The organism is Streptomyces sp. NPDC048479 (genome assembly GCF_040651435.1).
Lineage (GTDB): Bacteria > Actinomycetota > Actinomycetes > Streptomycetales > Streptomycetaceae > Streptomyces.
The window spans coordinates 398012-420275 of the sequence record NZ_JBEZKA010000001.1 but is presented as its reverse complement, the minus strand read 5'-3'; the positions used below and the strand labels follow the sequence as shown (position 1 = coordinate 420275).

Sequence of the window (22264 nt, the reverse complement as noted above, 5' to 3'; positions counted from 1 at the left end):
TAGGACATGAAGAGCTACATCGTCGGCGTCGGGATGACAAAGTTCGAGAAGCCCGAGTCGAGGGACTGGCAGTACTGGGACATGGCGAAGGAGGCCGGCTCGCGGGCTCTCGCCGACGCCGGGATCGCCTACGAGCAGGTGGAGCAGGTCCCCGTCGGCTACTGCTTCCAGGCATCGACGGCGGGCCAGCGGGCCGTGTACGAACTCGGTCTGACCGGCATCCCCGTCTACAACGTCAACAACAACTGCGCGACCGCGTCGACGGCGCTGATGATGGCGCGGCAGTTCGTCGAGGGCGGCGTCAGCGACTGCGTACTCGCGCTCGGCTTCGAGAAGATGGCCCGCGGCGCTCTGGGAGCGGGCTCCGACGGCGGAGCCCGCGGCGGAACCGCCGGTGTCGGGGGCGGGACGTCGCCGGTCGCCCGGCACTACGGCGTCATGGCGGCCGGGCACGGCTTCGAGATGTCCCCGCCCACCGCCCAGATCTTCGGCAACGCCGCTCGCGAGCACATGGAGCGGTACGGCACCACCGAGGCGCAGCTTGCCGCCGTCGGCGCCAAGAACCACAAGCACTCGGCGACCAACCCCAACGCCCAGTTCCAGGACGTCTATTCGGTCGACGAGATCCTCGCCGCGAAGACGATCCACCGGCCGCTGACCAAGCTCCAGTGCTCGCCGACATCCGACGGTTCGGCCGCGGCGGTCGTCGTCTCCGAGCGCTTCGTCGTCCAGCACGGCCTCCACGACAAGGCCGTGGAGATCACGGCCCAGTCGATGACCACCGACACCGGCGAATCCTTCGCGTCCGGCTCCTGCATCGACGTCGTCGGCAAGCCGATGTCCCGCGCGGCCGGTCAGCAGGTCTTCGGGAGCTCCGGGCTCGGCATCGAGGACGTCGACGTCGTGGAGCTGCACGACTGCTTCTCCATCAATGAGCTGCTCACCTACGAGGCGCTGGGCATGTGCGCGGACGGCGAGTCCGGAAAGCTGGTGGAGAGCGGGGCGACGACCTACGGCGGACGATGGGTGGTCAACCCGTCGGGCGGCCTGATCTCCAAGGGGCATCCGCTGGGCGCCACCGGACTGGCCCAAGTGGCAGAGCTGGTCTGGCAGCTGAGGGGCGAGGCGGGTCCGCGGCAGGTGGACGGGGCGCGGGTCGGGCTCGCGCACAACATCGGGCTCGGCGGGGCCGCGGTGGTCACACTGCTGCGAAGGTCCTAGGTCCGGCGGGTCCCCGGTCCGTACATCGAATTCCCGATGTACGGACCGCCGGGCGGCTGCGACCATGACCGTCATGGCCCAAGCCCCATCAGACGTCGAGCAGTCCCTCATACCGGCATCCGCCGCCCGGTCCTCGCGTACCTGGGCGGTGATTCTCGCCGCGTGCGCCGGCCAGTTCCTCGTCGTCCTCGACGTGTCCGTGGTCAATGTCGCGCTCCCCTCGATGCGCGCCGACCTCGGGCTCTCCACGACCGGCCTGCAGTGGGTCCTCAACGCGTACTCCATCGCCTTCGCCGGCTTCATGCTGCTCGGCGGCCGGGCCGCGGACATCTTCGGCCGCAAGCGGATGTTCCTCGTCGGGCTCGGCCTGTTCACGGCCGCGTCCGTCGCGGGCGGGCTCGCACAGGAGGGCTGGCAGCTGCTCGCCGCCCGCGCCGTACAGGGCCTCGGTGCGGCCGTGCTCGCTCCGGCGACCCTCACCATCGTGACGGCGGCCGTGCCGCCGGGTCCCGCGCGGACCCGGGCGATCGGCACCTGGTCGGCGGTGGGCGCGGCGGGCGGCGCGGCCGGCGGGCTCGTCGGCGGCGCCCTCACCGATCTGCTGTCCTGGCGCTGGGTGTTGCTGATCAATGTGCCGGTCGGTGCGCTGGTGCTGGTGGGCGCGGCGATCTGGCTCACCGAGAGCCGGGCGGGCGACGGCCGCCGGCTCGACCTGCCGGGCGCGGTGCTGGTCACAGGCGGCCTCGCGGCGGTCGCCTACGGCATCGTGCAGACCGAGGAGTCGGGCTGGACCGCGCCCGCCACGCTGCTGCCGCTGCTCTGCGGGCTTGCGGTGCTCGGGGTCTTCGTGGCGGTGGAGGCGCGGACCGGGGCGCCGCTGATGCCGCTGAAGGTGTTCCGGTCGCGGGCGGTCTCCGCGGCGAATGTGGCCATGCTGGTCTGCGGTTCGGCGTCCTTCGCGATGTGGTTCTTCATGACGGTGTACGCGCAGAATGTGCTGGACTACACGCCGTTCCGGGCGGGCCTGGCACTCATCCCCAGCTCGCTGAGCGTCATCGTCGGCTCGAAGCTGGCACCCCGGCTGATGGCGAAGGCCGGCGCCAGGAACGTCGCCGTCATCGGCGCGCTGGTCGCCGCGACCGGATTCGGCTGGCAGTCCACGATGACCGCCGACGGCACGTATCTCACCTCGATCCTCGGCCCCGGCATCGTGATGATGGCCGGCGTCGGTCTCGCCGCGACGCCGCTCGCCTCGCTCGCCACATCGGGCGCGGCACCGGGCGACGCGGGCCTGGTCTCGGGGCTGATCAACACCTCGCGCACGATGGGCGGCGCGCTGGGCCTGGCCGTTCTGTCCACGGTCGCGGCGGCGCGCACGGGGGGCGGCACCAACCCGGAGGCGCTGACGGCCGGTTATGCGCTGGCGTTCCGTACGGGGACAGGGGTGCTGGTGGCGGCGGCGGTGCTGATGCTGTTTTGGCTGCCGCGGCGGGTCGAGTCGTAGCCGGGGCTCCGCCCCAGACCCCGCGAGCCTCAAACGCCGGCGGGGCTGATTTTCGAGGCTCCGCCCCCCGGACCCGTACGCGCTTCGCGCGTGTCCTCAATCGCCGGACGGGCTTGATATGTGGCCCGGCACACTCAAGCCCCGCCGGCGATTGAGGCGCGGGGGTTCCGGGGCGGAGCCCCCCGGTTACAGCCAGCCCTGCCGGCGGGCCGCCCGTACCGCCTCCATGCGGTTGCGCGTGCCTGTCTTGCCGATCGCGGACGACAGATAGTTCCGTACGGTCGACTCGGACAGATGCAGGGCCGCCGCTATGTCGGAGACCGTTGCTCCGTCCACCGAGGCGTTCAGTGCATCCCGTTCACGCGCGGTGAGCGGACTCGGCCCCGCACTCAGCGCCGCCGCGGCCAGCGCCGGGTCGATCACGGTCTCCCCGGTCAGCACCCGCCGGATCGCCGCGGCCAGCTCCTCGACGGGCCCGTCCTTGACCAGGAATCCGGCGGCCCCGGCCTCCATCGCCCGGCGCAGATAGCCGGGCCGGCCGAAGGTGGTGAGGATCAGCACCCGGCAGTCGGGAACCTCCTCCCGCAGATCGGCTGCCGCGTCCAGGCCGCTGCGGCCCGGCAGTTCGATGTCCAGCAGCGCCACGTCGGGCCGCGAGGCGAGCGCGGCATCGACGATGGCGTCGCCACGGCCGACCTGCGACACCACCTCAATGTCCTCCTCGAGCCCCAGCAGCAGTGCGAGTGCGCCGCGCATCATGCCCTGGTCCTCGGCGAGGAGCACTCTTACAGATCTTACAGGGCGGTGGTCCTGCGGCATCTCGTCCATGCACCAAGAGTACGGGCGGAGTTGCTGGTCAGAGCAGCAAGAGACCCCGCCCGGCACTTGGCCGAACGGGGCGTCGAACGAGCACCAGGACGACTAACGCGAGCCCCGCCCATGCGCCACGGGGGCAGCACACGGACGGGGCTCGCTTCCCTCACCGCGCGGGGGTCGGGCGCGGCACCCTTCAAAGATCGGCCCGTCATGATCGGACCGGCTCACATCTCGCGGGGCGGACCGGGGCGGGAGTCCGAACAGTCTCGTTCGGTCGGGGCACGTCTGCCCCTACTCGGGCTTGTCCGGTCGGGGGAACCGTCTGCCCGCCGGCTCACGGGTGCCGGACGAGCGGACGGGGCTTCGGGCTAGCGGAGCGCAGAGAGGACCCGGTTCCGCAAGCGCTCGTCCGTGAGCGTGTCAGGGCTCCGCCACACGAATCCGCTTACCTCCTCTTCCTGCAACTCGACTTCCACGGGTCCGGACGTGCGGAACAGGTACCGAACGTCCGCGTGCTGGTGCGCGGGCTCGCCCTTGCTCTCGCTCGCCGGGATCTCGTGCACGTCGATGTGCACCGGTCCCGGCAACAGGGGGGCGATACCGGACCGGATGCCGGTCTCTTCGCTGAGTTCACGGAGCGCGGCACCCAACAGGTTCGGGTCCTCGGGCTCCAAGTGCCCGCCGGGGGTGAGGTACTTGTTCAAACCCTTGTGGTGGATGAACAGCACTTCCCCGTTGTCGTTGACGAGCACGGCTCCCGCAGTGACGTGGACGGGCTCGGTCTTGCGGCTGGTCAAGTCGGCTTCCTTGTCCAGCGCTTCCAGTACGACGGACAGCGCGGCTTTCTCGTCGGGGTGCGCGTTGGCGTACTCCGTGAACGTCTCTCGGATGTGGTCGGGCTTGATGAGCATGAGGTGATCACCTGTTGAAGTAGTTGAGCCAGGTACGGGCGATGGTGCTTCGGTCGTCCGCCGATATCTCGTGCACGGCGGGGGCGAGGTCTCCGCGAGCGAGCGCACGAACACCCGCGATGATCTCGGCTTGAACAAGGAAGATGAACGGTCCGACGCTCGCGCCGTGGATGAAATTGACCGCCTCACCTCCATTGAGCAAGTAGAAGTAGTGCCCGGTCGTCTCGAACCGGGTCACGTGCTCTTGAGCGGTGTTCCGGGTGTAGCCGTCCGGAAGCCCGGCTAGTTCCAACTCGTCTTCCGAGCTGGTCACGGTGGCGACGTACGCCCCGTTCTTGAGTTGCGGAAAGTCCTCGCCCCTCAGAGCCATTGAGCCCGTGGCACAGAGCACCAGCCCCGCCGTGCTCAACGACGCTTCGCGGTTCCGCGCTACGGCGAACCCTTGGGAGAGTGCTTGCGCGCGCCGTACCGGGTCGATGTCGTACACCGTGACGTGCACCCCCTTTGCGTGCAGTAGGCGCGCGATGCTGGACCCGAGCTTGCCGAACCCGATCACCAGGGCCGGGCGACCGTGCAGGATGTCGCCCCGCCCTCGCAACAGGGCTTCGGTGGAGAACACCACGCTCTGACCGACTAGGAAGTCTTCCGGGTCTTTGAGCGGGCTCCGCGCGACGGAGACCACGGGGCACGGCAGCTTTTCCCGCTCGGCGTAGCGCTTGTGCCCGTTCTCGGTGTCTTCCACCACGCCGAGAATCCGCCCGGAGAACCGTTCACAGAGCGCGTCCAGCACGGGCGCGAAGTACCCGCCCACGTCCAGTAAGACGACCGATTCGCCGGCTGCCCGGGTCTCCAGGTACGTCACGGCTCGGTCGGGGTCGGCGAACAGCTCGCGGGACAGCTCGTCCACGGCAAAGCTGGATTCGACTTCCCGCCGAGCAACGGCGGTAACGGACTTGGGCTTGGGCAGCACGGCCCGAACTTCCGAGACCGTGCCGACCGCGCGCACGAAAGCGGGACGCTCGGGCAACAGGTGAGTCACCAGGAGCGATGACGGGCGTTCCGTCGGGGTGAACAGTTCGGCGATCTTCCGCCAATAGGTCTCTAGCCGTGCGCGCTCTGAGGCTTCCACGGGTCACCCTCTCTTGTTTTGTGGCGGTCGATTGGGCCCGTCCGGCTACCACCGTCCCCAGACAGGGGGCAGCCGGACGGGGGCTAATGGGTATCCGCCGTGATTGCGTCGTACTCGGGGTCATCCATGGCCCATGAGCACGTGGGGGCTACGCATGGGCGAGGACACCCGGAACCGGGGCGGGGGCCGGGACGACCACGGGGCGAGCGGTGAGCCCGTACCAACCGGTCTCGTCGCGTGCAACGAACTGGAAGGCGAGCCCCGCTGTGAGCTGCCGCAACGCGTCGTCCTGGTGCTCGTTGTTGTCGGCCCATGCGCGAAGCTCGGCGGGTGCGTTCCGCTCGGCGTGCGTCACTGGTTGAAGGGCTTGGGGCGGAAGCCACTCGGCGTACGGGTCCGGGTCCAGCGCGTTTGCGCACCGGAGAGCCTGACCACGGAGCCAACGCAGAGCAAGCCGGCGGAACGGAGCGACGTAGCCGCCGAGATAGACGGTCGTCACAGCATCGCCCGCGTACACCTCGGCGACGTACGTAACCCCGGTCATGCGGCACGCTCGCCGTTGCCGGGCTGGACCAGGTTCCGAAGCCGGTCGGCTGCCGCTGCAATCTCTTCCAGCTCGGTCGTGCGTTCCGCGTTCCGCTCGGCAATCGCAGTGTCCAACTCCGCGAAGAACAGCGCTCGGTACATGGGGTCCGATTCGATGCGCTGTAGCTCGGCGAACGGATCGTAAGGCTCGGGGCGTGGGGTCAGTGCCCACATGATCCGGGGGAAGCGCTGCCGCAAATGGACTTCCACGGCCCCCGCAGCGAGGACGAGCCGAACCGGTAAGAGCTTCACGCCACTTCCCCCCGGCTTCTCGCGTTCTCTCGCGCGGTCTTGGCGCTAAGCCGCTCGGCGGGCGTGGCGGGGCGGACGTGCTCGGGCTCGGCTTCCCACTCGGTGCCACCAGCCACGGGCCGCAGCGACCAGTACGGGCCGGCGAGCCCTCGGAACTCCCCGGTTCGGTTCGCGTGTCCCGTGTCCACCAGGAGCACTCCCACGGCGGGTACTAGCGACTCTGTCTCCACTGTCCTTGATCCCTTCCGCGTCGCGCTCGGGCCGTTCGCTCTAGGCAACAGCCTGGTCACGCACAGCGGTACTGTTGGGAAGCGCACAAGAATTAAGAGCGTTAAGCGCTTAGCGCCACCGTGCATGGGGAGTTGAACGAACCGTGAGCACCAGCGAGCCGAACACGGGCCTAGAGCGGCTGTATCGCGAAACGGGTTGGACGCTGCGGCAGTGCGCCCAAGCGATCAACCGAGTGGGAACCGAGCAAGGCACCCCAACCCAGTACCGTGCACCTTCCGTACATCAGTGGTTGAGCGGGAGTGTGCCGCGCGAGGATGTGCGGCCACTGATCTTGGAAGCGTTCGCCCGCAGGCTCGGGCGACCCGTCACACACCTTGAAGCGGGCTTTCCGGCACCCAATGGCGGGGCGGAGGTAGAGCCCCATGGCACAGTTGACGGGATCATTGATCTTGGAAGGCTGGACATGGACCCTTCCCGCCGAAGCGTGCTGAGCGCTGCCCTCTTCTCTGTCGCCCTCACCGTGCCGAACTGGCCGGACGTGGTGGGTCGCATGGAAGCCGCCCAGCGAGGGACCAGGACGCGCATAGGAATGTCCGACGTGGCTACGGTCTCCGCAATGACCGAACAGCTCTCGTCCATGGATGACCAATTCGGGGGCCGTACCGCTCGCCCGCTCGCCGCAGCATTCCTCGTGAATACGGTTGCCCCATTCCTCCAGACTGACGGGCCGGATGACGTACGCAAAGCGATGATGTCCGCAGCGTCCGATCTCTGCTATCTAACGGGCTACATGGCCGTTGATGAGGGCTTGCATGGACTCGCACAGCGCTACTACCTCAAAGCGCTGGAACTCGCCGGGGCTTCGGAAGATCACCTGACGTTCTGCACCACGCTTCGGGGCATGAGCGTGCAAGCCGTAGACCTGAATCAAGGCCCAATCGCCATGCGACTAGCCAATGCAGCTGCCGCGTCGTCTCCCCAAGCTGGTCCCCGGATGCGCGCCTTCCTCGCCGGTCAGCAAGCCCATGCCGCCGCACAGATCGGCGATCACCGTGCCGCGCGCATGTACCTGACGGAAGCCGAAGTTGCGATGGACCGTGCGGAGTCCCGCGGAAAGGCGTTCGGCTCGTATGACCCTGCATCGCTCAACTACCACACGAGCCAAGTCCGCTTTGAAATGGGCGACTTGACCGGCGCTGTTGCCGCCATGCAGGAATCGGACAAGCTGCGATACAGCGTCTATCGCCGAACGCGCGTTAAGGAACGGGCGATCCTCGCAGAGCGGCAACTGACCGTCGGACACCTAGAAGCCGCGTGCACAACGTGGGGGCTCGCACTTGACGACTACCCGCAAGTTAACTCGGGCCGTATCGACAAGCGCATTACTGACATGTTCAGTCTCATCGGTCCGCACCTCAAGAACCACGATGCGCAAGCGCTGTACGAGCGCGCGCGGACGATTGTCCGCCCCGAACTGATCCCCGCATGACGAAAGCCCCGCCGGGCCCCTGAGTCGGAAGCATGGCGGGGCTGGTGGTCACGCTGCCCGGCGGTAGGGCTCGGGGCGCGCGAGGGTGCCGAAGCTGAGCACGGCGGGGGGTTCCTGGTCGGGCTCGCGGTCTGTGAGGTACACACCCCAACCCTGATCACTGCGGGACACAGGGATGCGGTGCACGGACACGCCGAACCGCTCGGTGAGCCGAGCGCGGACTAGGACGGCAGCCAAACGGGCAGCGTTCGCCGAAGCGTCGTCGCGCTGCTCGAATCCGTCCACGAACGTCCGAACGTTCTCGGCGCTCACGCGGCGACCAAGGCCGTGTCTTCGGCATGTGCAGTGGTGTTCACGCCGATCACGAGTGCCATCGCGCCTACGGCGGCAAGGGCAAGAGATGCAATCCGAGATTTCAGCATATGGTGTCAACTCCCTTTGATGTTCTAGTGGTTACCCTCGTTGTGCACCGTGGAGCCCGTTCGCCTCGGGCACCGGTCCCGGTTTCGATAGCGTCGATAAGGTCACGCCGTTTGTGAACGTGCACCTCGTCCACAATCGCCCCGCTCACGTTCAACCCGTGGGCTGTCTCGGCAATCTTGGACAGTGCCCGGAAGATACCGCTGGTCCGCGGGACTCGGATAAGCCCCCGTAGAACCTCTACGCGGCCCCGTACGGCTCGGGAAGTCAGAGCCATACGCTTAGCGTCGTCAAAGACGCGTTCGGCTTGCGGAAGCGATCCGGCAGCCGCGTATACCTCTGCCCCGATCTCCCGATCCGCGAGCAACAGGACCAGACCGATACCGCTGGATAGAGTCGATTTCCCGTTCTTACGCGGAACTTCAATCCACACGGACCGGATGACCCGCACCGCTCGCCCTAGCTCGGGGTCATGAGCGAGCCATCCGAAGATCGGGGCAATCACCCATACCGTCTGCCACGGCGAGAGCTTCACCGAGTTGAACCCCAACGTCCCTTGGTGTGCTTGAACGACTGGATAGCGTCGATGGCTCGCCGAGCGGCTGCCACGTCGAAATACGCGCCCGGTGCGTCCGCTGCCTGTTGAGCAACGACCAGCGGGCGGGACTCCAGCGCTTCGGCTATCTCGTCCTCGGACAAGCCGAGTTCGTACAGAGCGTCCAGCGGGACGGGCAGAGCGTCAGTCAAGGATCCCGTCATCCTCGCCCCCGCGGTCATCCGGCGGTGTCAGCCGGCCACGGGCGGACGGGGACAACCCAAGTTCTCCGATGTACCGGGCAAGCTGAGAGCGGTACTGCCCCACGATTGTGGTTGCGTCGTTCTTCTGCATCCCGCGTTCGCCCTGCATGAGAATGCCGTTCGCGGATATCTCGCGCTCGCACTGGTCGATACGGGCGACGCAAATGCAGTAGTCCGTAAGCGTGGCGGTGTCCACCGTGCCGATACCGGCCGTGAACTCCAGTACCGGGACGACGCGTTGCCACTCGCGGGAAGCGACTTCCCGGCACCGGGCATTCACCGCGCGCTGATCTCCACCAGCGTCCCCGAACGTGTCCAGCCAATCCGGCTCGGACAGCTCGGCTGGCGGAACCCGCACACCCTCGGAAACGGGGCGCCTGCCGGGGTTCCCCTCGCGGATCACTTGCAGTGGCGGTGTCTTGCGCGTTGGGTCTGCCATTCCCTCACCCCTCCCATGGGTCGTGAGTAGGTCATGTGGGCAGCGCAGAGCCCCGCGCAAAGGGCGGTAGCTGCGGCGCGAGTTTTTTGCCTCCCTGCCGTTCTTTTGCGGGAGGGCGAGGGGGCACCCGCCTGGTCGGCTACGACCGGCGCGGCTTCACACGCTCGGCAGCCCAACCACCCGGCTGGTGCTTCGCGGTCTCCTTGTTGTGGCACGACGTGCACAGCGGACGGAGCCGAGAGAACGCGTCCGGATCTTTCACACCCTTGGCGACCAACTCACGGCGAGACTCGGGGAAGTGGTCAGCAACGGTCGCCGTCTTGCTGCACAGTACGCACCACGGATGCGCGTAGCGCACCGCGCGCACCGGGCACCACCACGGGCACCCACCAGAGCACGGAGCCGAACGGCCCCCGAGAACACTCGGACCAGCACCGCACGGCGGACCCGCCGAGCACGCACCGAAGCACGCCGTTCGTAGAACACCCATCCCGTTCAGCCAGCGGCAGACCCCGCGTGTGGACACTCCGTCCTCGGCGATCATGCGGAACATCTCGCGCACCAGGGCGGCGGGGCTCCACTCCTTGCGGGTCGCTACGTGGCAGAGGAACGGCTCGTCGTCCGGTGACAACACGCGGTCCCGGGAGACTGTGTATTCGTAGGGGGCTCGCCCAGCGACCCACAAGCCCCGGTCGCGCTGATCCTCTTTGGTGTCTCTGGCGCGCTTGGAAAGACCCTCGCTGTACTCGCGGGCTTCTTCTGCACGGTTGATGATCCAGCGACGGTCACGCGGCTCGTTGGAGTCCAAGCCGTCCATGTCGAAGATGACGCGCGCCTTGCCGATGACCTTCAACAGGTCCTCGGCACCCTTACGGCTGAACCGGTCGATGGCGTAGGCCCAGAGCGCCGGAACGTCCTCGTTGGCGAGGGCAGCCAACGCGCGATCAAAGTCGGAGCGCTTCACGGCCTTGAACGCGCTAGCTATGTCCTTCCAGACCTTCCAGACCTTCCAGACCTTCCAGACCTTCCAGACCTTCCAGACCTTCCGTACCGCGTACCCCTTGCGGTGGCTCCAGCGGTGCCCCTGCTCCGTCTGTGCGTCGGTGCTCTGCTCCCGGCGGTGGTCGTCCCGGCTGAGCTTCTTGGACTTCCTGACATAGAGATCGATGGCGTTCGGCTCGGACTCTCCACAGATGGTGCAGACGTATGCGGCTGACATGTCACGCGCTCCCGGTAGGCAGTAACCCTTAGGGCACGTGGGGACCAATGGATTCCCGGGACGGAAAAGCACAGGTCAACCTAGGTGTCTAAGGGTTCACTTCTCCTCGGCGAGGAGGACGCGTACGGACTTGGCGGGCCGGTGATTCCGGGGCATCTCTTCCACGGCGTAAGAGTATGTCCGACCAGGGCTCATTCGACCTGCGCCGGTTCCGCCCGCTGTTCGGCTTCCGGCTGGCCTTCCCGCTGCTGTTCCTGCAGTGCGTCCACGGGGAGTTCCGCCCGGACCCGGAAGCCGCCCCGCGACGACGGGCCCGCCGCCAAGGATCCGCCCGAGGCCGAGAGGCGTTCCGTCAGGCCCTTCAGGCCCGTGCCGCCGAGTGTGGGGGCGGCATCGTCGACGGGGGACCCTCGGCCGTCGTCGGTGATCGTGAGGCGGACCCGGTCCGGGGCGCCCTCCAGAGTGATCTCGCAGTGGGCCGCGCCACTGTGGCGTATCGCATTGGTCACCGCCTCGCGGACCACCCAGCCCAGCAGCGCCGCCGTCTGCGGTTCCAGTGGCGGGCCCGACTGGCGGACCACCGGCTCGATGCCGGCCGCCGTCAGCGCCGAGCGGGCCCGGTCCAGTTCGGTGGCGAGGCTGCCCTCGCGGTAGCCGGTCACCGCCTCGCGTATCTCGGTGAGGGCCTGGCGGCCCACCGACTCGATGTCCGTGATCTGGATGATCGCGGCGTCCATGTCGCGCGGGGCGAGGCGGCGCGCGGCCTCCGACTTGACCACGATCACCGACAGCGTGTGGCCGAGCAGATCGTGCAGATCGCGGGAGAAGCGCAGCCGCTCCTTCTCGACGGCGGTACGGGCCAGCTCCTGCCGGGTGTCCCGGAGTTCCCGCACGGTCTCGGACAGGGCGAGGATCGCGGCGGTCACCATGCCGGAGATGAACGTCCCGTACGCGACATTGACCGCACCCCAGCCGTCCCGCACCCCGGCGATCACCCCGGCCAGGGCGCTCAGCCCCAGCACGGTGGGGCCGAGCCGCCGCCCCCGTACGACCGAGCCGACAGCCAGGCCGAGGAGCGGGAAGAAGAGCAGCCAGCTGCCGCCGTACCCGATGGCGAGCCCACAGGTGACCGCGGTCATCGCCACCAGCAGCCAGCGGGTGGAGGGCGCCTCCCGCGCCTCCTTGTGGAAGGCGCGGAACACCACGGAGATGTAGAGGGAGTTGAAGACCAGCAGACCGATGCCGCCGATCCAGGGGTTGGGGGTCTTGCCCTGGAGGAGGTTGGAGAAGGCGCCCATCCCCATGAACAGCCAGGGCAGCATCGCGAAGCCGTTGGGCGGGCCCATCTCCTCGGCCCCTCGCTGCCCGGCCTTTCTGCGAGTCCGCCATTCGGCCTTCTGTCCGCACCAGTCGGCCTTCCAGGCGTCCATCCGCGCGGTGTACCCGGCGTACCAGTCGCTCTTCCCGCGCATCGTCGCTCCCGTCATGCCGTCCTCGCAGCCCGACGGTATGAGATCACCGCGTACGAGCCGAACACCAGCAGCCAGCCCAGCAGTACCGTCACCGTGGTGAGGCCGGGCGCATGGCCCAGTGTCGTCGACCAGCCCAGGTCCGCGAAGCGGTTGGCCGGGGTGTACTGCGACAGCGAGCGCAGCCAGCCGGGGAACAAGTCCACCGGGAACCACAGTCCGCCGACGACCGCGAGCCCCAGATTGCAGGCCATGTTCACCACGCCCGTCGTCTGCGCGGAGAGCCGGTAGCCATTGCCGAGCCCCAGCAGCGTGAAGGGGAGTGCGCCGAGCCAGAGCAGCACGCTGAGTGCCACCCACTGCCAGGCATCCAGCCGTACGCCGTTGAGCAGACCGCCGGCCGCGAGGACGGCGACGATCGCGGGCAGCACGGTCACCGAGCCGGTGAGCGCGCGGCCGGTGACGACCTGGCGCGGGCTCATCGGCGTGATCCGCAGCTGCCGCAGCCAGCCGAGTGCCTTGTCCTCGGCCACCCCTCCGCCGGTGGACAGGGCTGCGCCGAGCGCTCCGTAGGCGGCCATGCCGACCATGGAGGCGGTCTTCCACTCGGCGGCGTTCTCGCCGAGGTTGGTGAAGAGCAGGTACATCATCACCGGCATCCCGATACCGAAGATGACGAATCCGGTGTCGCGCAGCGTGCGGCGTACTTCCAGCTTGAGGTAGGCGGTGATCATCGGGCTGTCTCCAGTTCGGGCGAGGCCGAGGTGAGGGCGAGGAAGGCGTCTTCGAGCGAGACCGGGGCGACTTCGAGGCCACGGATCGCGCCCAGTTCGGCGAGTGCGACGACCGTCGCGTCGGAGTCGTCCGTACGCAGCCGGGCACGGTCGCCCCGTACCTCCACGGAGACGACGCCGGGGAGCAGGGTGAGCCCTTCGGTGCTCCGGCCGGCCAGGTCGAAGGAGACGAGATTGCCGCCGGCCGAGCGCTTGAGCTGCTCGCTCGTGCCGTCGGCCACGATCCGGCCGTGGTCGACGACGACGATCCGGTCGGCGTTGTCATCGGCCTCCTCCAGGTAGTGGGTGGAGAAGAGCACGGTGTTGCCGCGCTCGGCATAGCCGCGCATCGACTTCCAGAAGGCGTGCCGCGCCTCGACGTCGAGTGCCGCGGTCGGCTCGTCGAGGATGATCAGCTCCGGGTTGCCGGCCAGCGCGACGGCGAAGCGGACGCGCTGGACCTGGCCGCCGGAGAGCCGGTCGGCGCGGCGGTCCGCGAGCCCGGTGAGCCCGGCCAGCTCCAGCGCCTCAGCGACGGGCAGCGGCCGCGGGTAGGTGGCGGCCACGAAGGTGACCACTTCGCGAACGGTCACCCGGGGGATCGGGCGGCCGTCCTGGAGCATCGCGCCGACACGGCCGGCGGTGACCGCGTGCTCGGGCGCGCGGCCGAAGAGCCGGACCCGGCCGGCGTCGGGGTCGTTCAGGCCGAGCATCAGGCTGATGGCGGTGGACTTGCCCGCGCCGTTGCGGCCGAGCAGGGCGACCGTCTCGCCGCGCCGGATGTCGAGGTCGATGCCGTCGACGGCGCGCACCTCGCCGAAGACCTTGGCCGCCCCCGCGAAGCTCACCGCCGCCTCGCTGTCTGTTGTCTGCCACTGCGTCTGCGTCATGTGGATCACGCTACGGAGCGGGCACAGGGTCCCGGCAGATGCGCATGTACGGACTCGGCAGTGACAAATGTCCTGGGTGGGCCGCACTTCTGACGTGGCGTCAGCAGTCTTCACAAGTGTTGGGGCCTGCGTTATACATAGGGGCCATCGGCCTAGAACGCGTTCTAGAACGGGCGTCGGGGCCGGTCCCGTACGACCTCGGTGCGGCCGACGGTGCGGACGGCCGCGCCGAGGTCTTCCACTCCTCAAGGAGCAGCATCCTCATGCCCATTGATGCCGCCAAGGCCGTCGCCGCCGAACCCCGCAGCGCCGAGATCGGCTGGGACCACAAGGACGTCCTGCTCTACCACCTCGGCCTCGGCGCGGGCTCCTTCCAAGGCAGTCCGGGCCCCGCCACCGACCCCGACGAACTGCGCTACACCCTCGAGTCGAAGTTGCATGTGCTGCCCAGCTTCGCCACCGTCGCCGGCGCGGGCAGAGGCGTCATCGGCGGGCTCACCGGACCCGGTCTCGACATCAACCTGGCATCGGTACTGCACGGCGGACAGACCGTCGAGGTCCACCGCCCGATCCCGGTCGAAGGCAGGGCCGTCTCGACCTCCCGGATCGCGGCGGTCCACGACAAGGGCAAGGCCGCGATCCTCGTCCTGCGTTCCGAAGCGGCCGACGACGAGGGCCCGCTGTGGACCAGCGACGCCCAGATCTTCGTACGCGGAGAGGGCGGCTTCGGCGGCGACCGCGGCCCCTCCCGGCGCATCGAACTCCCCGCCCGCGCCCCGGACAGGACCGTGGAGCGCACCATCCGTGAGGACCAGGCGCTGCTCTACCGGCTCTCCGGCGATTTCAACCCGCTGCACGCGGACCCCGAGTTCGCCAAGCTCGCCGGCTTCGACCGGCCGATCCTGCACGGGCTCTGCTCGTACGGCATGACGCTCAAGGCGGTCGTCGACACGATGCTCGGCGGGGATGTCACCCGCATCCGCTCGTACACCACACGCTTCGCCGGGGTGGTCTTTCCCGGCGAGACCCTGCGCATCAGGATGTGGCGCTGCGCCGAGGGCACAGCCCGCGTCCAGGTGTCGGTCACGGCCGTCGAGAGGGACGACGCGCCGGTCCTCGCCGACACCATCGTCGATCATTCCTGAGCCGATCACCTGAGCCGATCACCTGAGCCGATCACCTGAGCCGATCACCTGAGTCGATTACTCCTGAAGGGAGCCGCGCCGTGCGCGCAGCCGTACTGCACGAGACAGGGCAGGACAAGCTCGAAGTCCTCGACGACATCGAGGCGGTGGGCTTCGGCCCCGGAAAGGTCAAGATCCGGGTCCGGGCCACCGGACTCTGCCACTCCGACGTCTCCGCGATGAACGGCGTGCTGCCGCAGCCGGCGCCCTTCGTCCCGGGCCACGAGGGCGCCGGCGAGATCATCGACGTCGGCGACGGTGTGAGCGGCGTCAAGCAGGGCGACCGGGTGCTGCTGTGCTGGCTGCCCGCGTGCGGTGTCTGTCCCGCCTGCAAGCGCGGCCAGACCCAGCTCTGTCTCGCCGGCTTCATGAACGCGGGCACGCCCAACTTCAAGCGTGCCGGCGCAAGCCCCTCCGACGTGTTCGGCTTCGCGGGCACCGGCACCTTCGCCGAGGAGGTGGTCGTCGATGCCGGCTGCGCCGTACCGATCCCCGACGATGTGCCGTTCGACATCGCCGCGCTGATCGGCTGCGGAGTGACCACGGGTCTCGGCGCGGCCGTCAACACCGCGGATGTGGCGGTGGGTTCCTCGGTCGCAGTCATCGGCTGCGGCGGCGTCGGTATCTCCGCGATCCAAGGAGCCAGGCTCAAGGGCGCGGCTCAGATCGTCGCCGTCGACCCGGTCGCGAGCCGACGTGCGGCCGCCCTCACCTTCGGTGCCACCGAGGCCGTCTCGCCCGACGAGCTGGCCGACGCCAAGCAGCGCATCACCGCCGGCGAGGGCTTCGACTACGTCTTCGAGGTCGTCGGCAAGTCGGCGACGGCCCGCATCGCGTACGAGACGACCCGGCGCGGCGGCACCCTGTGCATCGTCGGCGCGGGCGCCATGGACGACTTCCTCCAGCTCAATATGTTCGAGCTGTTCTTCGACGAGAAGCGGATCCTGCCGTCCATGTACGGGGGCGGGGACGTACTCACCTCGTACGAGCGGGCCATCGCCCTGTGGCGGGCGGGCCGGATCGACCTCGAAGGGCTGATCACCCACCGGGTGCAGCTCGCGGAGATCAATGACGCGCTGGCCCAGATGCGTACGGGCGAGGCGCTGCGTACCTGCATCGAAATCTGAGAGGAACCGGATGTCTCTGCCACTCGACGGCCTGTCGGCGATCGTCACCGGGGCGGGCCGCGGTCTCGGCCGCGCGGAAGCTCTGGAACTGGCCGGGCTCGGCGCGAGCGTCGTCGTCAACGACTTCGGCCTGCCGGGCCGCGACGGCTCCGGAGAGGCCTCGGCCGCACCGGCCGAGGAGGTCGCCGCCGAGATCCGGGCGGCGGGCGGCTCCGCCGTGGCCCACCAGGGGGACGTCTCCGACTTCGCGCAGGCCCGCGAGCTCGTCCAGCTGGCCGTCTCCCGCTCCGGAAAGCTCGACATCCTGGTCAACAACGCGGGCATCCTGCGCGACCGGATGGTCTTCTCCATGAGCGAGGAGGAGTGGGACTCGGTCATACGGGTCCACCTCAAGGGCCACTTCAACACGACCCACTTCGCGGCGGTCCACTGGCGCGAGCGCTCCAAGACCGCGGGCGGCCCGGTCTACGGCCGGATCGTCAACACGTCGTCGGAGGCGTTTCTCGCCGGCTCCGCGGGCCAGCCGAACTACGCGGCGGCGAAGGGCGGCATCGTCGGCCTCACCACGTCCACGGCGCTGGCGCTGGGCAAGTACGGAGTGACGGCCAATGTGATCTGCCCGCGCGCCAGGACCCGTATGACGCAGGACGTCTTCGCGGGCTTCGCGGAACCGGTGGACGGCGGGCTCGACCCGCTGGCGCCGGAACATGTCGCCCCGCTGGTGGGATATCTGGTTTCTCCGGCAGCGGCAAAGGTCAACGGCCAGCTGCTCGTTGCGCACGGCGGAATGGTGGCAATCGTCGAACGGCCCAGGGTGGCCGCGAAGTTCGACACGTCCAAGGAGGCGTTCAGCTACGACGAGCTGGACGGGCTGCTCACCCCGCACTATGCGGACCGGCCGCCGAACGAGACGTTCGCGGCGGCGGAAGTGCTGGGCCTCAAGCACGGGTGACCGGGGCCGTCCGGTGGCCGGCTTGTCCTCAATCGCCGGACGGGCTCGGGTTCAGCCCCTCCGGCGATCGAGGAGCGCGGTCCGGGGCGGAGCCCCGGGTGTCCGCGTCAGACCGCGCTGCCTACCTCCCCGGGCCGGCGGTGCCGCCCGTGCGCCGGAGTCGCGGAGTCCTCCGTCGTGGCCGCACCACCCCGGTGCTTTCCGGCGCCGCCGGCCTCGGCCTGGACGGCGGCCGCACCGTGCGGACGCTCCTGGGTCGTGTCGGTTCGGGCTTGAGACATGTGGGAAGTCACCCCGTCGTGATCGCTGAATTACGTGTCGCAGGGCCCCCGCCCACACCCATGAACCCCGTCACCGCCGGCGTCGGTCGGTGCGGCTGAGCAGCCCGGCCCGAGAATTTAATCAGGGGCCGTACGCCCGGTGAGAGGCGCCTGCTGCAAAGGAACCGGCTTGCACACAACAGGAGTCCCGGCGCCCTCGGACGGTTCCCCACCTGCGCATTCCGCTTGTGCCGGTTCTGTGATCACCTCGGGCTGCGTGGTCACATCCGGTACGAAGGTGTCCGTGGGCCCGTCGATCCGCGCCACCCCGCACGGCACCGCCCCGGTCGCGTACGGCAGTTGCAGCACCCCCTCCCGGCTCCACAGCCCGGCTCCCGCCAACCACCCGTCCGGCGCGGCAAGTTGATGCAGCCGACGCCCCGCTGGGCGCCACAGGCCGAGCCAGCTCCCCGCCGCCCCGTCGATCCGCAGCGCCACCGCGCAGCTCTCCGGCATCAGCGCCTGTCCGGGCTGCACGGCGAACGGCGTCACCGCGCAGTCCGCGAGCCGCAGACATTCCGGGAAGCGCACCGGCCGCAGACTTCCCAGTACCCCCCAGCCGAGCCGGCCGTGGCCCGGTGCGTTCGAGCGGATCAGCAGCAGTCCGCTGTCCGGCTCCGCCAGCAGCAGCCGGTCGTCGCTCTCCTCGGTGATCTGCAGCAGCGGCGTCGCCTCCCCGCCCCGCTCCAGATCGACCGCCACCGCCTTGACCGGGCCGTCGTCCCACTGCCGGTCCAGGGCGAGCATCCGCCCCGTACGGTCCAGCCAGACCCCGCCCGAGCAGCGCCCCGGCACCTCGGCGACCAGCTCGGGCCCGAACGCGCCGCCCGCCACCAGCCAGACCGCGGTGGACTTCGCGCCCGGTGCCAGGGCGTAGGCGGACACGCCGTCCGGCGACGGCGGCAGCAGCGTGAGCTCCGCCGACTCGATCCAGCCGAGCGGCAGTTCACCCGTCCCCGGCCCCGTCGGATACAGCAGCGAGAAGGCATGTGTGCCCGCCACCCGCCGCCGGATCAGCACCCGCCCGTCGGTCAGCGGCAGTACCTCGGCGTCGCGCTCCTCCGGCTGGCCGAGCGGCAGTGGTACCGCATACGGCTCGGGTCCGTCGAGCGTCCACCGCTCCGGGAACAGGGCCTCGCCGTCCCCGGCCAGCCGGGCCGCGTAGGACCCGTCCGCAGTGATCGTGAACCCCGTACTCCCCACAGCTCCGTTGGCGGTCTCGATGGCACAGGCTGTCATCGGCACGTCACCTCCGGTGACTGAAGCTAGGTATCCTCCCTATGCCGGACAACATCGAAACCGCCCACTTCACACATAAGGGTGGCCGGGCCGGGATTCGCCTGAGGGGCAGGGGGCGACTGTGCTCAGCGGGATGGCGGTGCTCAAGGTGAGGCACGCCCAAGTGCTGCGCGGACAAGGTCCTCGAGTTCCCCGGCCGTAGTCGATCAAGCAGTGGCGGCGGTCGAACAGGCCTCCCAGACCGACGGGGCACCGAGCGCGGGTAACCTGTTCTCGTGCCCCGTCTGTCTGAAGTCCTCGCCGCGCTCGACGCCCTGTGGCCCCCCGAGCGGGCCGCAGAGTGGGACGCCGTCGGCACGGTCTGCGGGGAACCGGAAGCCCAGGTCAGCCGGGTCCTGTTCGCCGTGGACCCGGTGCAGGAGATCGCCGACGAGGCGATCGAGCTCGGCGCCCAGCTGATCGTCACGCACCACCCGCTCTATCTGCGCGGTACGACGACGGTCGCGGCCTCCACCTTCAAGGGCCGCGTCGTGCACACGCTGATCAAGCACGACATCGCCCTGCATGTCGCGCACAGCAACGCGGACACCGCCGACCCCGGGGTCTCCGACGCCCTCGCGGGCGCGCTCGACCTCCGGGTCGTACGCCCTCTGGTGCCGGACGCCACGGATCCGAGCGGTCACCGCGGCCTCGGCCGGATCTGCGAGCTCGACCATCCCGAGACACTGCGCGACTTCGCCGCCCGCGCGGCGAAGCGACTGCCGCCCAGCGCGCAGGGCATCCGCGTCGCCGGCGATCCGGACGCACTCGTCCGTACCGTCGCGGTCAGCGGCGGCTCCGGCGACAGCCTCTTCGACCAGGTGCGGGCCGCGGGCGTGGATGCGTTCCTCACCGCCGACCTGCGCCACCACCCGGCCTCCGAAGCCACGCAGCACTCGCCCCTCGGGCTGGTCGACGCCGCCCACTGGGCCACCGAATGGCCCTGGTGCGAGCAGGCCGCCGCACAGCTCGACGAGATTTCCGACCGGCACGGCTGGGGCCTCAGGGTCCACGTCTCGCACACGGTCACCGACCCCTGGTCCGCCCACCACTCTTCTCCTGGAGCCCCCAACTGAACGCCGCGCCCGCCGACCAGATCCGACTCCTCGACGTCCAGGCCCTCGACGTACGACTGTCGCAGCTCGCCCACAAGAGCAAGTCGCTGCCCGAGCACGCCGAGATCGAGTCGCTCAACAAGGACCTCACGCAGCTGCGCGACCTGCTGGTCGCCGCGCAGACCGAGGAGAGCGACACCGCCCGCGAGCAGACCAAGGCGGAGCAGGACGTCGACCAGGTGCGCCAGCGCGCCGTACGCGACCAGCAGCGCCTCGACTCGGGCGCGGTCACCTCGCCCAAGGACCTGGAGAACCTGCAGCGCGAGATCGTCTCGCTCGCCAAGCGCCAGGGTGACCTGGAGGACGTCGTCCTCGAGATCATGGAGCGCCGTGAGTCCGCGCAGGAACGTGTCTCCGAGCTGACCGAGCGGGTTTCCGCAGTCCAGGCCAAGGCCGACGACGCGACCGCGCGCCGGGACGCCACGCAGGAGGAGATCGACCGCGAGGTCGCCTCGGTCACCAAGGAGCGCGAGGTCGTGGGAGGTTCCGTACCGGCCGATCTGCTGAAGCTGTACGAGAAGCTGCGCGTCCAGCAGGGCGGGGTGGGCGCGGCCCGCCTCTACCAGCGCCGTTGCGAGGGCTGCCAGTTGGAGCTCAACATCACCGAGGTGAACGAGGTCAAGGCGGCGTCGCCGGACACCGTGCTGCGCTGCGAGAACTGCCGCCGCATCCTGGTCCGCACCGCAGAGTCGGGCCTGTAGTGCGGGAGTTCGTCGTCGAGGCCGACGGCGGCTCCCGGGGGAATCCGGGCCCGGCCGGCTACGGCGCGGTCGTGCTCGACCCGAAGTCGGGCGAGCCCCTGGCCGAGGTGGCCGAGTACATCGGTGTGGCGACGAACAACGTCGCCGAGTACAAGGGCCTGATCGCGGGGCTGAAGGCCGCGAAGGCCCTCGACCCCGGGGCCTCGGTCCGGGTCCGGATGGACTCCAAGCTGGTCGTCGAGCAGATGTCGGGCCGCTGGAAGATCAAGCACCCGGACATGAAGCCGCTCGCGGCAGAGGCCGCGCGGATCCTGCCGTCCGGCCAGGTGACGTACGAGTGGATCCCACGCGAGAAGAACAAGCACGCGGACCGGCTGGCCAACGAGGCGATGGACGCGGGCAAAAAGGGCAAGCAGTGGGAGCCGTCATGCTCCACGGCGGCCCTGGACGCGCTTGACGCGCGGGACGCGGAAGCGGCGCGAGTGGTGGGCGACGCGGCAGCCGGCGCGGCGAAGGCGAGGGCGGCGCTGACGGGCGGCGGGCCGACGGATTCGGGCCGTGCGGAGTCTTCTGTCGGGTCCGGGTCGGCCAGTGCGAGTCGCGCGGGGTCTTCCGTCGGGGCCGGGCCCTCGGGTTCGGGTCGCGCGGGGTCTTCTGTCGGGTCCGGGTCGGCCAGTGCGAGTCGCGCGGGGTCTTCCGTCGGGGCCGGGCCCTCGGGTTCGGGTCGCGCGGGGTCCTCCGTCGGGGTCGGATCGACCCCGAGCAGCGAAGCCGCGCCGACGGCCCCGCCGGTCGGCTGGGGCCCCGCGGACCTCGGCGCCCCGGCCACCTTTGTCCTCCTGCGCCACGGCGAGACGCCCCTCACCCCCGAGAAGCGTTTCTCGGGCAGCGGCGGCAGCGACCCCTCACTGTCTCCGGTGGGCCTGCGCCAGGCCGACGCGGTCGCGGCCGCGCTCGCGGCGCGCGGCACGATCGAGGAGATCGTCAGCTCCCCGCTGAAGCGCTGCCGCGAGACCGCGGAGGCGGTCGCGGCCCGCCTGAACCTCGATGTCCGTATCGAGGAGGGTCTGCGTGAGGCGGACTTCGGCGCGTGGGAGGGCCTGACGTTCGCGGAGGTGCAGGAGCGGTACGGCGACGATCTGACAGCCTGGCTGGCCTCGTCGAAGGCGACCCCCTCGGGCGGCGGCGAGAGCTTCGCGACGGTGGCCCGCCGTGTCGCGGCAACCCGCGACAAGCTGCTCGCGCGCTACGCGGGCCGCACGGTGCTGCTGGTCACGCACGTCGCCCCGGTCAAAACCTTCGTCCGGCTGGCCCTGGGCGCTCCGCCGGAGTCCTTGTTCCGGATGGAGCTCTCGGCGGCGTCGATCTCGGTGGTGGCGTACTACTCGGACGGAACCGCGTCGCTGCGCCTGCTCAACGACACGTCTCACCTGCGCTGACG

Annotated in this window: 25 protein-coding genes; 9 read left to right on the top strand and 16 right to left on the bottom strand. The window is 69.4% G+C overall.

Going from position 1 to position 22264, the window contains the following annotated elements; all coding sequences use genetic code 11:
- The first annotated feature begins 6 nt into the window (after window positions 1-6).
- Entirely contained in the window at window positions 7-1221 is a 1215-nt protein-coding gene (locus AB0D12_RS01880) for a lipid-transfer protein (RefSeq protein ID WP_362676029.1), read from the top strand.
- 73 nt (window positions 1222-1294) lie between these two features.
- On the top strand, window positions 1295-2725 hold the full coding sequence (locus tag AB0D12_RS01875; protein ID WP_362676027.1) for an MFS transporter: 1431 nt from the start codon (window positions 1295-1297) through the stop codon (window positions 2723-2725).
- Window positions 2726-2911: 186 nt separating this feature from the next.
- Here the strand turns inward: AB0D12_RS01875 and AB0D12_RS01870 are convergent, their stop codons facing one another.
- The 6 genes from AB0D12_RS01870 to AB0D12_RS01845 all read right to left on the bottom strand — a co-directional run bounded on the left by AB0D12_RS01870 (window position 2912) and on the right by AB0D12_RS01845 (window position 6648).
- Window positions 2912-3553 carry a response regulator transcription factor gene (locus tag AB0D12_RS01870; RefSeq protein WP_362676025.1) on the bottom strand — a complete coding sequence of 214 codons (642 nt, stop codon included), beginning with the start codon at window positions 3551-3553 and terminating at the stop codon, window positions 2912-2914.
- 356 nt (window positions 3554-3909) lie between these two features.
- A complete protein-coding gene (locus tag AB0D12_RS01865; RefSeq protein ID WP_362676023.1) occupies window positions 3910-4452 on the bottom strand; it encodes an NUDIX domain-containing protein in 543 nt (180 codons plus the stop codon).
- Window positions 4453-4459: 7 nt separating this feature from the next.
- Entirely contained in the window at window positions 4460-5581 is a 1122-nt protein-coding gene (locus AB0D12_RS01860; RefSeq protein WP_362676020.1) for an adenosylhomocysteinase, read from the bottom strand.
- A gap of 148 nt (window positions 5582-5729) precedes the next feature.
- A complete protein-coding gene (locus AB0D12_RS01855; protein ID WP_362676018.1) occupies window positions 5730-6125 on the bottom strand; it encodes a hypothetical protein in 396 nt (131 codons plus the stop codon).
- Window positions 6122-6418 (bottom strand): hypothetical protein, encoded by a 297-nt coding sequence (locus AB0D12_RS01850; protein WP_362676015.1) that lies wholly within the window; start codon window positions 6416-6418, stop codon window positions 6122-6124. The genes AB0D12_RS01855 and AB0D12_RS01850 overlap by 4 nt, the downstream gene beginning before the upstream one ends.
- Window positions 6415-6648, bottom strand: a complete 234-nt coding sequence (locus AB0D12_RS01845; RefSeq protein ID WP_362676012.1) for a hypothetical protein — start codon at window positions 6646-6648, stop codon at window positions 6415-6417. The genes AB0D12_RS01850 and AB0D12_RS01845 overlap by 4 nt, the downstream gene beginning before the upstream one ends.
- A gap of 143 nt (window positions 6649-6791) precedes the next feature.
- Here AB0D12_RS01845 and AB0D12_RS01840 point away from each other — a divergent pair, with 143 nt between their 5' ends.
- Entirely contained in the window at window positions 6792-8138 is a 1347-nt protein-coding gene (locus AB0D12_RS01840; protein WP_362676010.1) for a tetratricopeptide repeat protein, read from the top strand.
- 48 nt (window positions 8139-8186) lie between these two features.
- On the opposite strand, the gene AB0D12_RS01835 is transcribed toward AB0D12_RS01840, so the two are convergent.
- From AB0D12_RS01835 to AB0D12_RS01800, 8 genes are all read right to left on the bottom strand, one after another.
- Window positions 8187-8450, bottom strand: a complete 264-nt coding sequence (locus AB0D12_RS01835; RefSeq protein WP_362676007.1) for a hypothetical protein — start codon at window positions 8448-8450, stop codon at window positions 8187-8189.
- A 103-nt stretch (window positions 8451-8553) separates the two neighbouring features.
- On the bottom strand, window positions 8554-9063 hold the full coding sequence (locus AB0D12_RS01830; protein WP_362676373.1) for a terminase large subunit: 510 nt from the start codon (window positions 9061-9063) through the stop codon (window positions 8554-8556).
- Between the two features lie 26 nt (window positions 9064-9089).
- Window positions 9090-9305, bottom strand: coding sequence for a hypothetical protein (locus AB0D12_RS01825; protein ID WP_362676004.1), 216 nt, complete (start codon window positions 9303-9305; stop codon window positions 9090-9092).
- Window positions 9298-9795: a phage terminase small subunit P27 family gene (locus tag AB0D12_RS01820; RefSeq protein WP_362676001.1), complete on the bottom strand. Its 498-nt coding sequence runs from the start codon at window positions 9793-9795 to the stop codon at window positions 9298-9300. Before AB0D12_RS01820 ends, AB0D12_RS01825 begins: the two co-directional genes overlap by 8 nt.
- 139 nt (window positions 9796-9934) lie before the next feature.
- Window positions 9935-11014, bottom strand: a complete 1080-nt coding sequence (locus tag AB0D12_RS01815; RefSeq protein ID WP_362675997.1) for a hypothetical protein — start codon at window positions 11012-11014, stop codon at window positions 9935-9937.
- Window positions 11015-11205: 191 nt separating this feature from the next.
- Complete coding sequence (locus AB0D12_RS01810; RefSeq protein WP_362676371.1) at window positions 11206-12360, bottom strand: sensor histidine kinase; 1155 nt, start codon at window positions 12358-12360, stop codon at window positions 11206-11208.
- A gap of 137 nt (window positions 12361-12497) precedes the next feature.
- Window positions 12498-13214, bottom strand: a complete 717-nt coding sequence (locus AB0D12_RS01805; RefSeq protein ID WP_362676369.1) for an ABC transporter permease — start codon at window positions 13212-13214, stop codon at window positions 12498-12500.
- The gene (locus AB0D12_RS01800; protein ID WP_362675994.1) at window positions 13214-14146 is read right to left on the bottom strand and encodes an ABC transporter ATP-binding protein; all 933 of its coding nucleotides are present in this window, start codon (window positions 14144-14146) and stop codon (window positions 13214-13216) included. The genes AB0D12_RS01805 and AB0D12_RS01800 overlap by 1 nt, the downstream gene beginning before the upstream one ends.
- Window positions 14147-14409: 263 nt before the next feature.
- Between AB0D12_RS01800 and AB0D12_RS01795 the strand changes: the two genes are divergently transcribed.
- The 3 genes from AB0D12_RS01795 (at window position 14410) to AB0D12_RS01785 (ending at window position 17409) form a co-directional block, all read left to right on the top strand.
- Window positions 14410-15291 (top strand): MaoC/PaaZ C-terminal domain-containing protein, encoded by an 882-nt coding sequence (locus tag AB0D12_RS01795; protein ID WP_362675991.1) that lies wholly within the window; start codon window positions 14410-14412, stop codon window positions 15289-15291.
- An 80-nt stretch (window positions 15292-15371) separates the two neighbouring features.
- A complete protein-coding gene (locus AB0D12_RS01790) occupies window positions 15372-16457 on the top strand; it encodes a Zn-dependent alcohol dehydrogenase (protein ID WP_362675988.1) in 1086 nt (361 codons plus the stop codon).
- Window positions 16458-16467: 10 nt separating this feature from the next.
- Complete coding sequence (locus AB0D12_RS01785; protein ID WP_362675985.1) at window positions 16468-17409, top strand: 3-oxoacyl-ACP reductase; 942 nt, start codon at window positions 16468-16470, stop codon at window positions 17407-17409.
- A 107-nt stretch (window positions 17410-17516) separates the two neighbouring features.
- On the opposite strand, the gene AB0D12_RS01780 is transcribed toward AB0D12_RS01785, so the two are convergent.
- A complete protein-coding gene (locus tag AB0D12_RS01780; RefSeq protein ID WP_327323263.1) occupies window positions 17517-17690 on the bottom strand; it encodes a hypothetical protein in 174 nt (57 codons plus the stop codon).
- Between the two features lie 117 nt (window positions 17691-17807).
- Window positions 17808-18968, bottom strand: a complete 1161-nt coding sequence (locus AB0D12_RS01775) for a hypothetical protein (RefSeq protein WP_362675982.1) — start codon at window positions 18966-18968, stop codon at window positions 17808-17810.
- A 275-nt stretch (window positions 18969-19243) separates the two neighbouring features.
- Here AB0D12_RS01775 and AB0D12_RS01770 point away from each other — a divergent pair, with 275 nt between their 5' ends.
- From AB0D12_RS01770 to AB0D12_RS01760, 3 genes are read left to right on the top strand one after another with little or no spacing between them, the layout of a single operon-like run.
- On the top strand, window positions 19244-20083 hold the full coding sequence (locus AB0D12_RS01770; protein WP_362675980.1) for a Nif3-like dinuclear metal center hexameric protein: 840 nt from the start codon (window positions 19244-19246) through the stop codon (window positions 20081-20083).
- Entirely contained in the window at window positions 20080-20823 is a 744-nt protein-coding gene (locus AB0D12_RS01765; RefSeq protein ID WP_362676367.1) for a C4-type zinc ribbon domain-containing protein, read from the top strand. Before AB0D12_RS01770 ends, AB0D12_RS01765 begins: the two co-directional genes overlap by 4 nt.
- Window positions 20823-22262 carry a bifunctional RNase H/acid phosphatase gene (locus AB0D12_RS01760; protein WP_362675977.1) on the top strand — a complete coding sequence of 480 codons (1440 nt, stop codon included), beginning with the start codon at window positions 20823-20825 and terminating at the stop codon, window positions 22260-22262. The genes AB0D12_RS01765 and AB0D12_RS01760 overlap by 1 nt, the downstream gene beginning before the upstream one ends.
- Window positions 22263-22264: the final 2 nt, after the last annotated feature.

What these genes read in the sequence shown, in the direction of transcription:
- AB0D12_RS01795 (WP_362675991.1), top strand. Translation starts at nt 14,410, where the DNA reads ATGCCCATTGATGCCGCCAAGGCCGTCGCCGCCGAACCCCGCAGCGCC.
- AB0D12_RS01820 (WP_362676001.1), bottom strand. Translation starts at nt 9,795, where the DNA reads ATGGCAGACCCAACGCGCAAGACACCGCCACTGCAAGTGATCCGCGAG.
- AB0D12_RS01815 (WP_362675997.1), bottom strand. Translation starts at nt 11,014, where the DNA reads ATGTCAGCCGCATACGTCTGCACCATCTGTGGAGAGTCCGAGCCGAAC.
- AB0D12_RS01810 (WP_362676371.1), bottom strand. Translation starts at nt 12,360, where the DNA reads ATGGGCCCGCCCAACGGCTTCGCGATGCTGCCCTGGCTGTTCATGGGG.
- AB0D12_RS01785 (WP_362675985.1), top strand. Translation starts at nt 16,468, where the DNA reads ATGTCTCTGCCACTCGACGGCCTGTCGGCGATCGTCACCGGGGCGGGC.
- AB0D12_RS01775 (WP_362675982.1), bottom strand. Translation starts at nt 18,968, where the DNA reads ATGACAGCCTGTGCCATCGAGACCGCCAACGGAGCTGTGGGGAGTACG.
- AB0D12_RS01875 (WP_362676027.1), top strand. Translation starts at nt 1,295, where the DNA reads ATGGCCCAAGCCCCATCAGACGTCGAGCAGTCCCTCATACCGGCATCC.
- AB0D12_RS01870 (WP_362676025.1), bottom strand. Translation starts at nt 3,553, where the DNA reads ATGGACGAGATGCCGCAGGACCACCGCCCTGTAAGATCTGTAAGAGTG.
- AB0D12_RS01865 (WP_362676023.1), bottom strand. Translation starts at nt 4,452, where the DNA reads ATGCTCATCAAGCCCGACCACATCCGAGAGACGTTCACGGAGTACGCC.
- AB0D12_RS01800 (WP_362675994.1), bottom strand. Translation starts at nt 14,146, where the DNA reads ATGACGCAGACGCAGTGGCAGACAACAGACAGCGAGGCGGCGGTGAGC.
- AB0D12_RS01780 (WP_327323263.1), bottom strand. Translation starts at nt 17,690, where the DNA reads ATGTCTCAAGCCCGAACCGACACGACCCAGGAGCGTCCGCACGGTGCG.
- AB0D12_RS01855 (WP_362676018.1), bottom strand. Translation starts at nt 6,125, where the DNA reads ATGACCGGGGTTACGTACGTCGCCGAGGTGTACGCGGGCGATGCTGTG.
- AB0D12_RS01880 (WP_362676029.1), top strand. Translation starts at nt 7, where the DNA reads ATGAAGAGCTACATCGTCGGCGTCGGGATGACAAAGTTCGAGAAGCCC.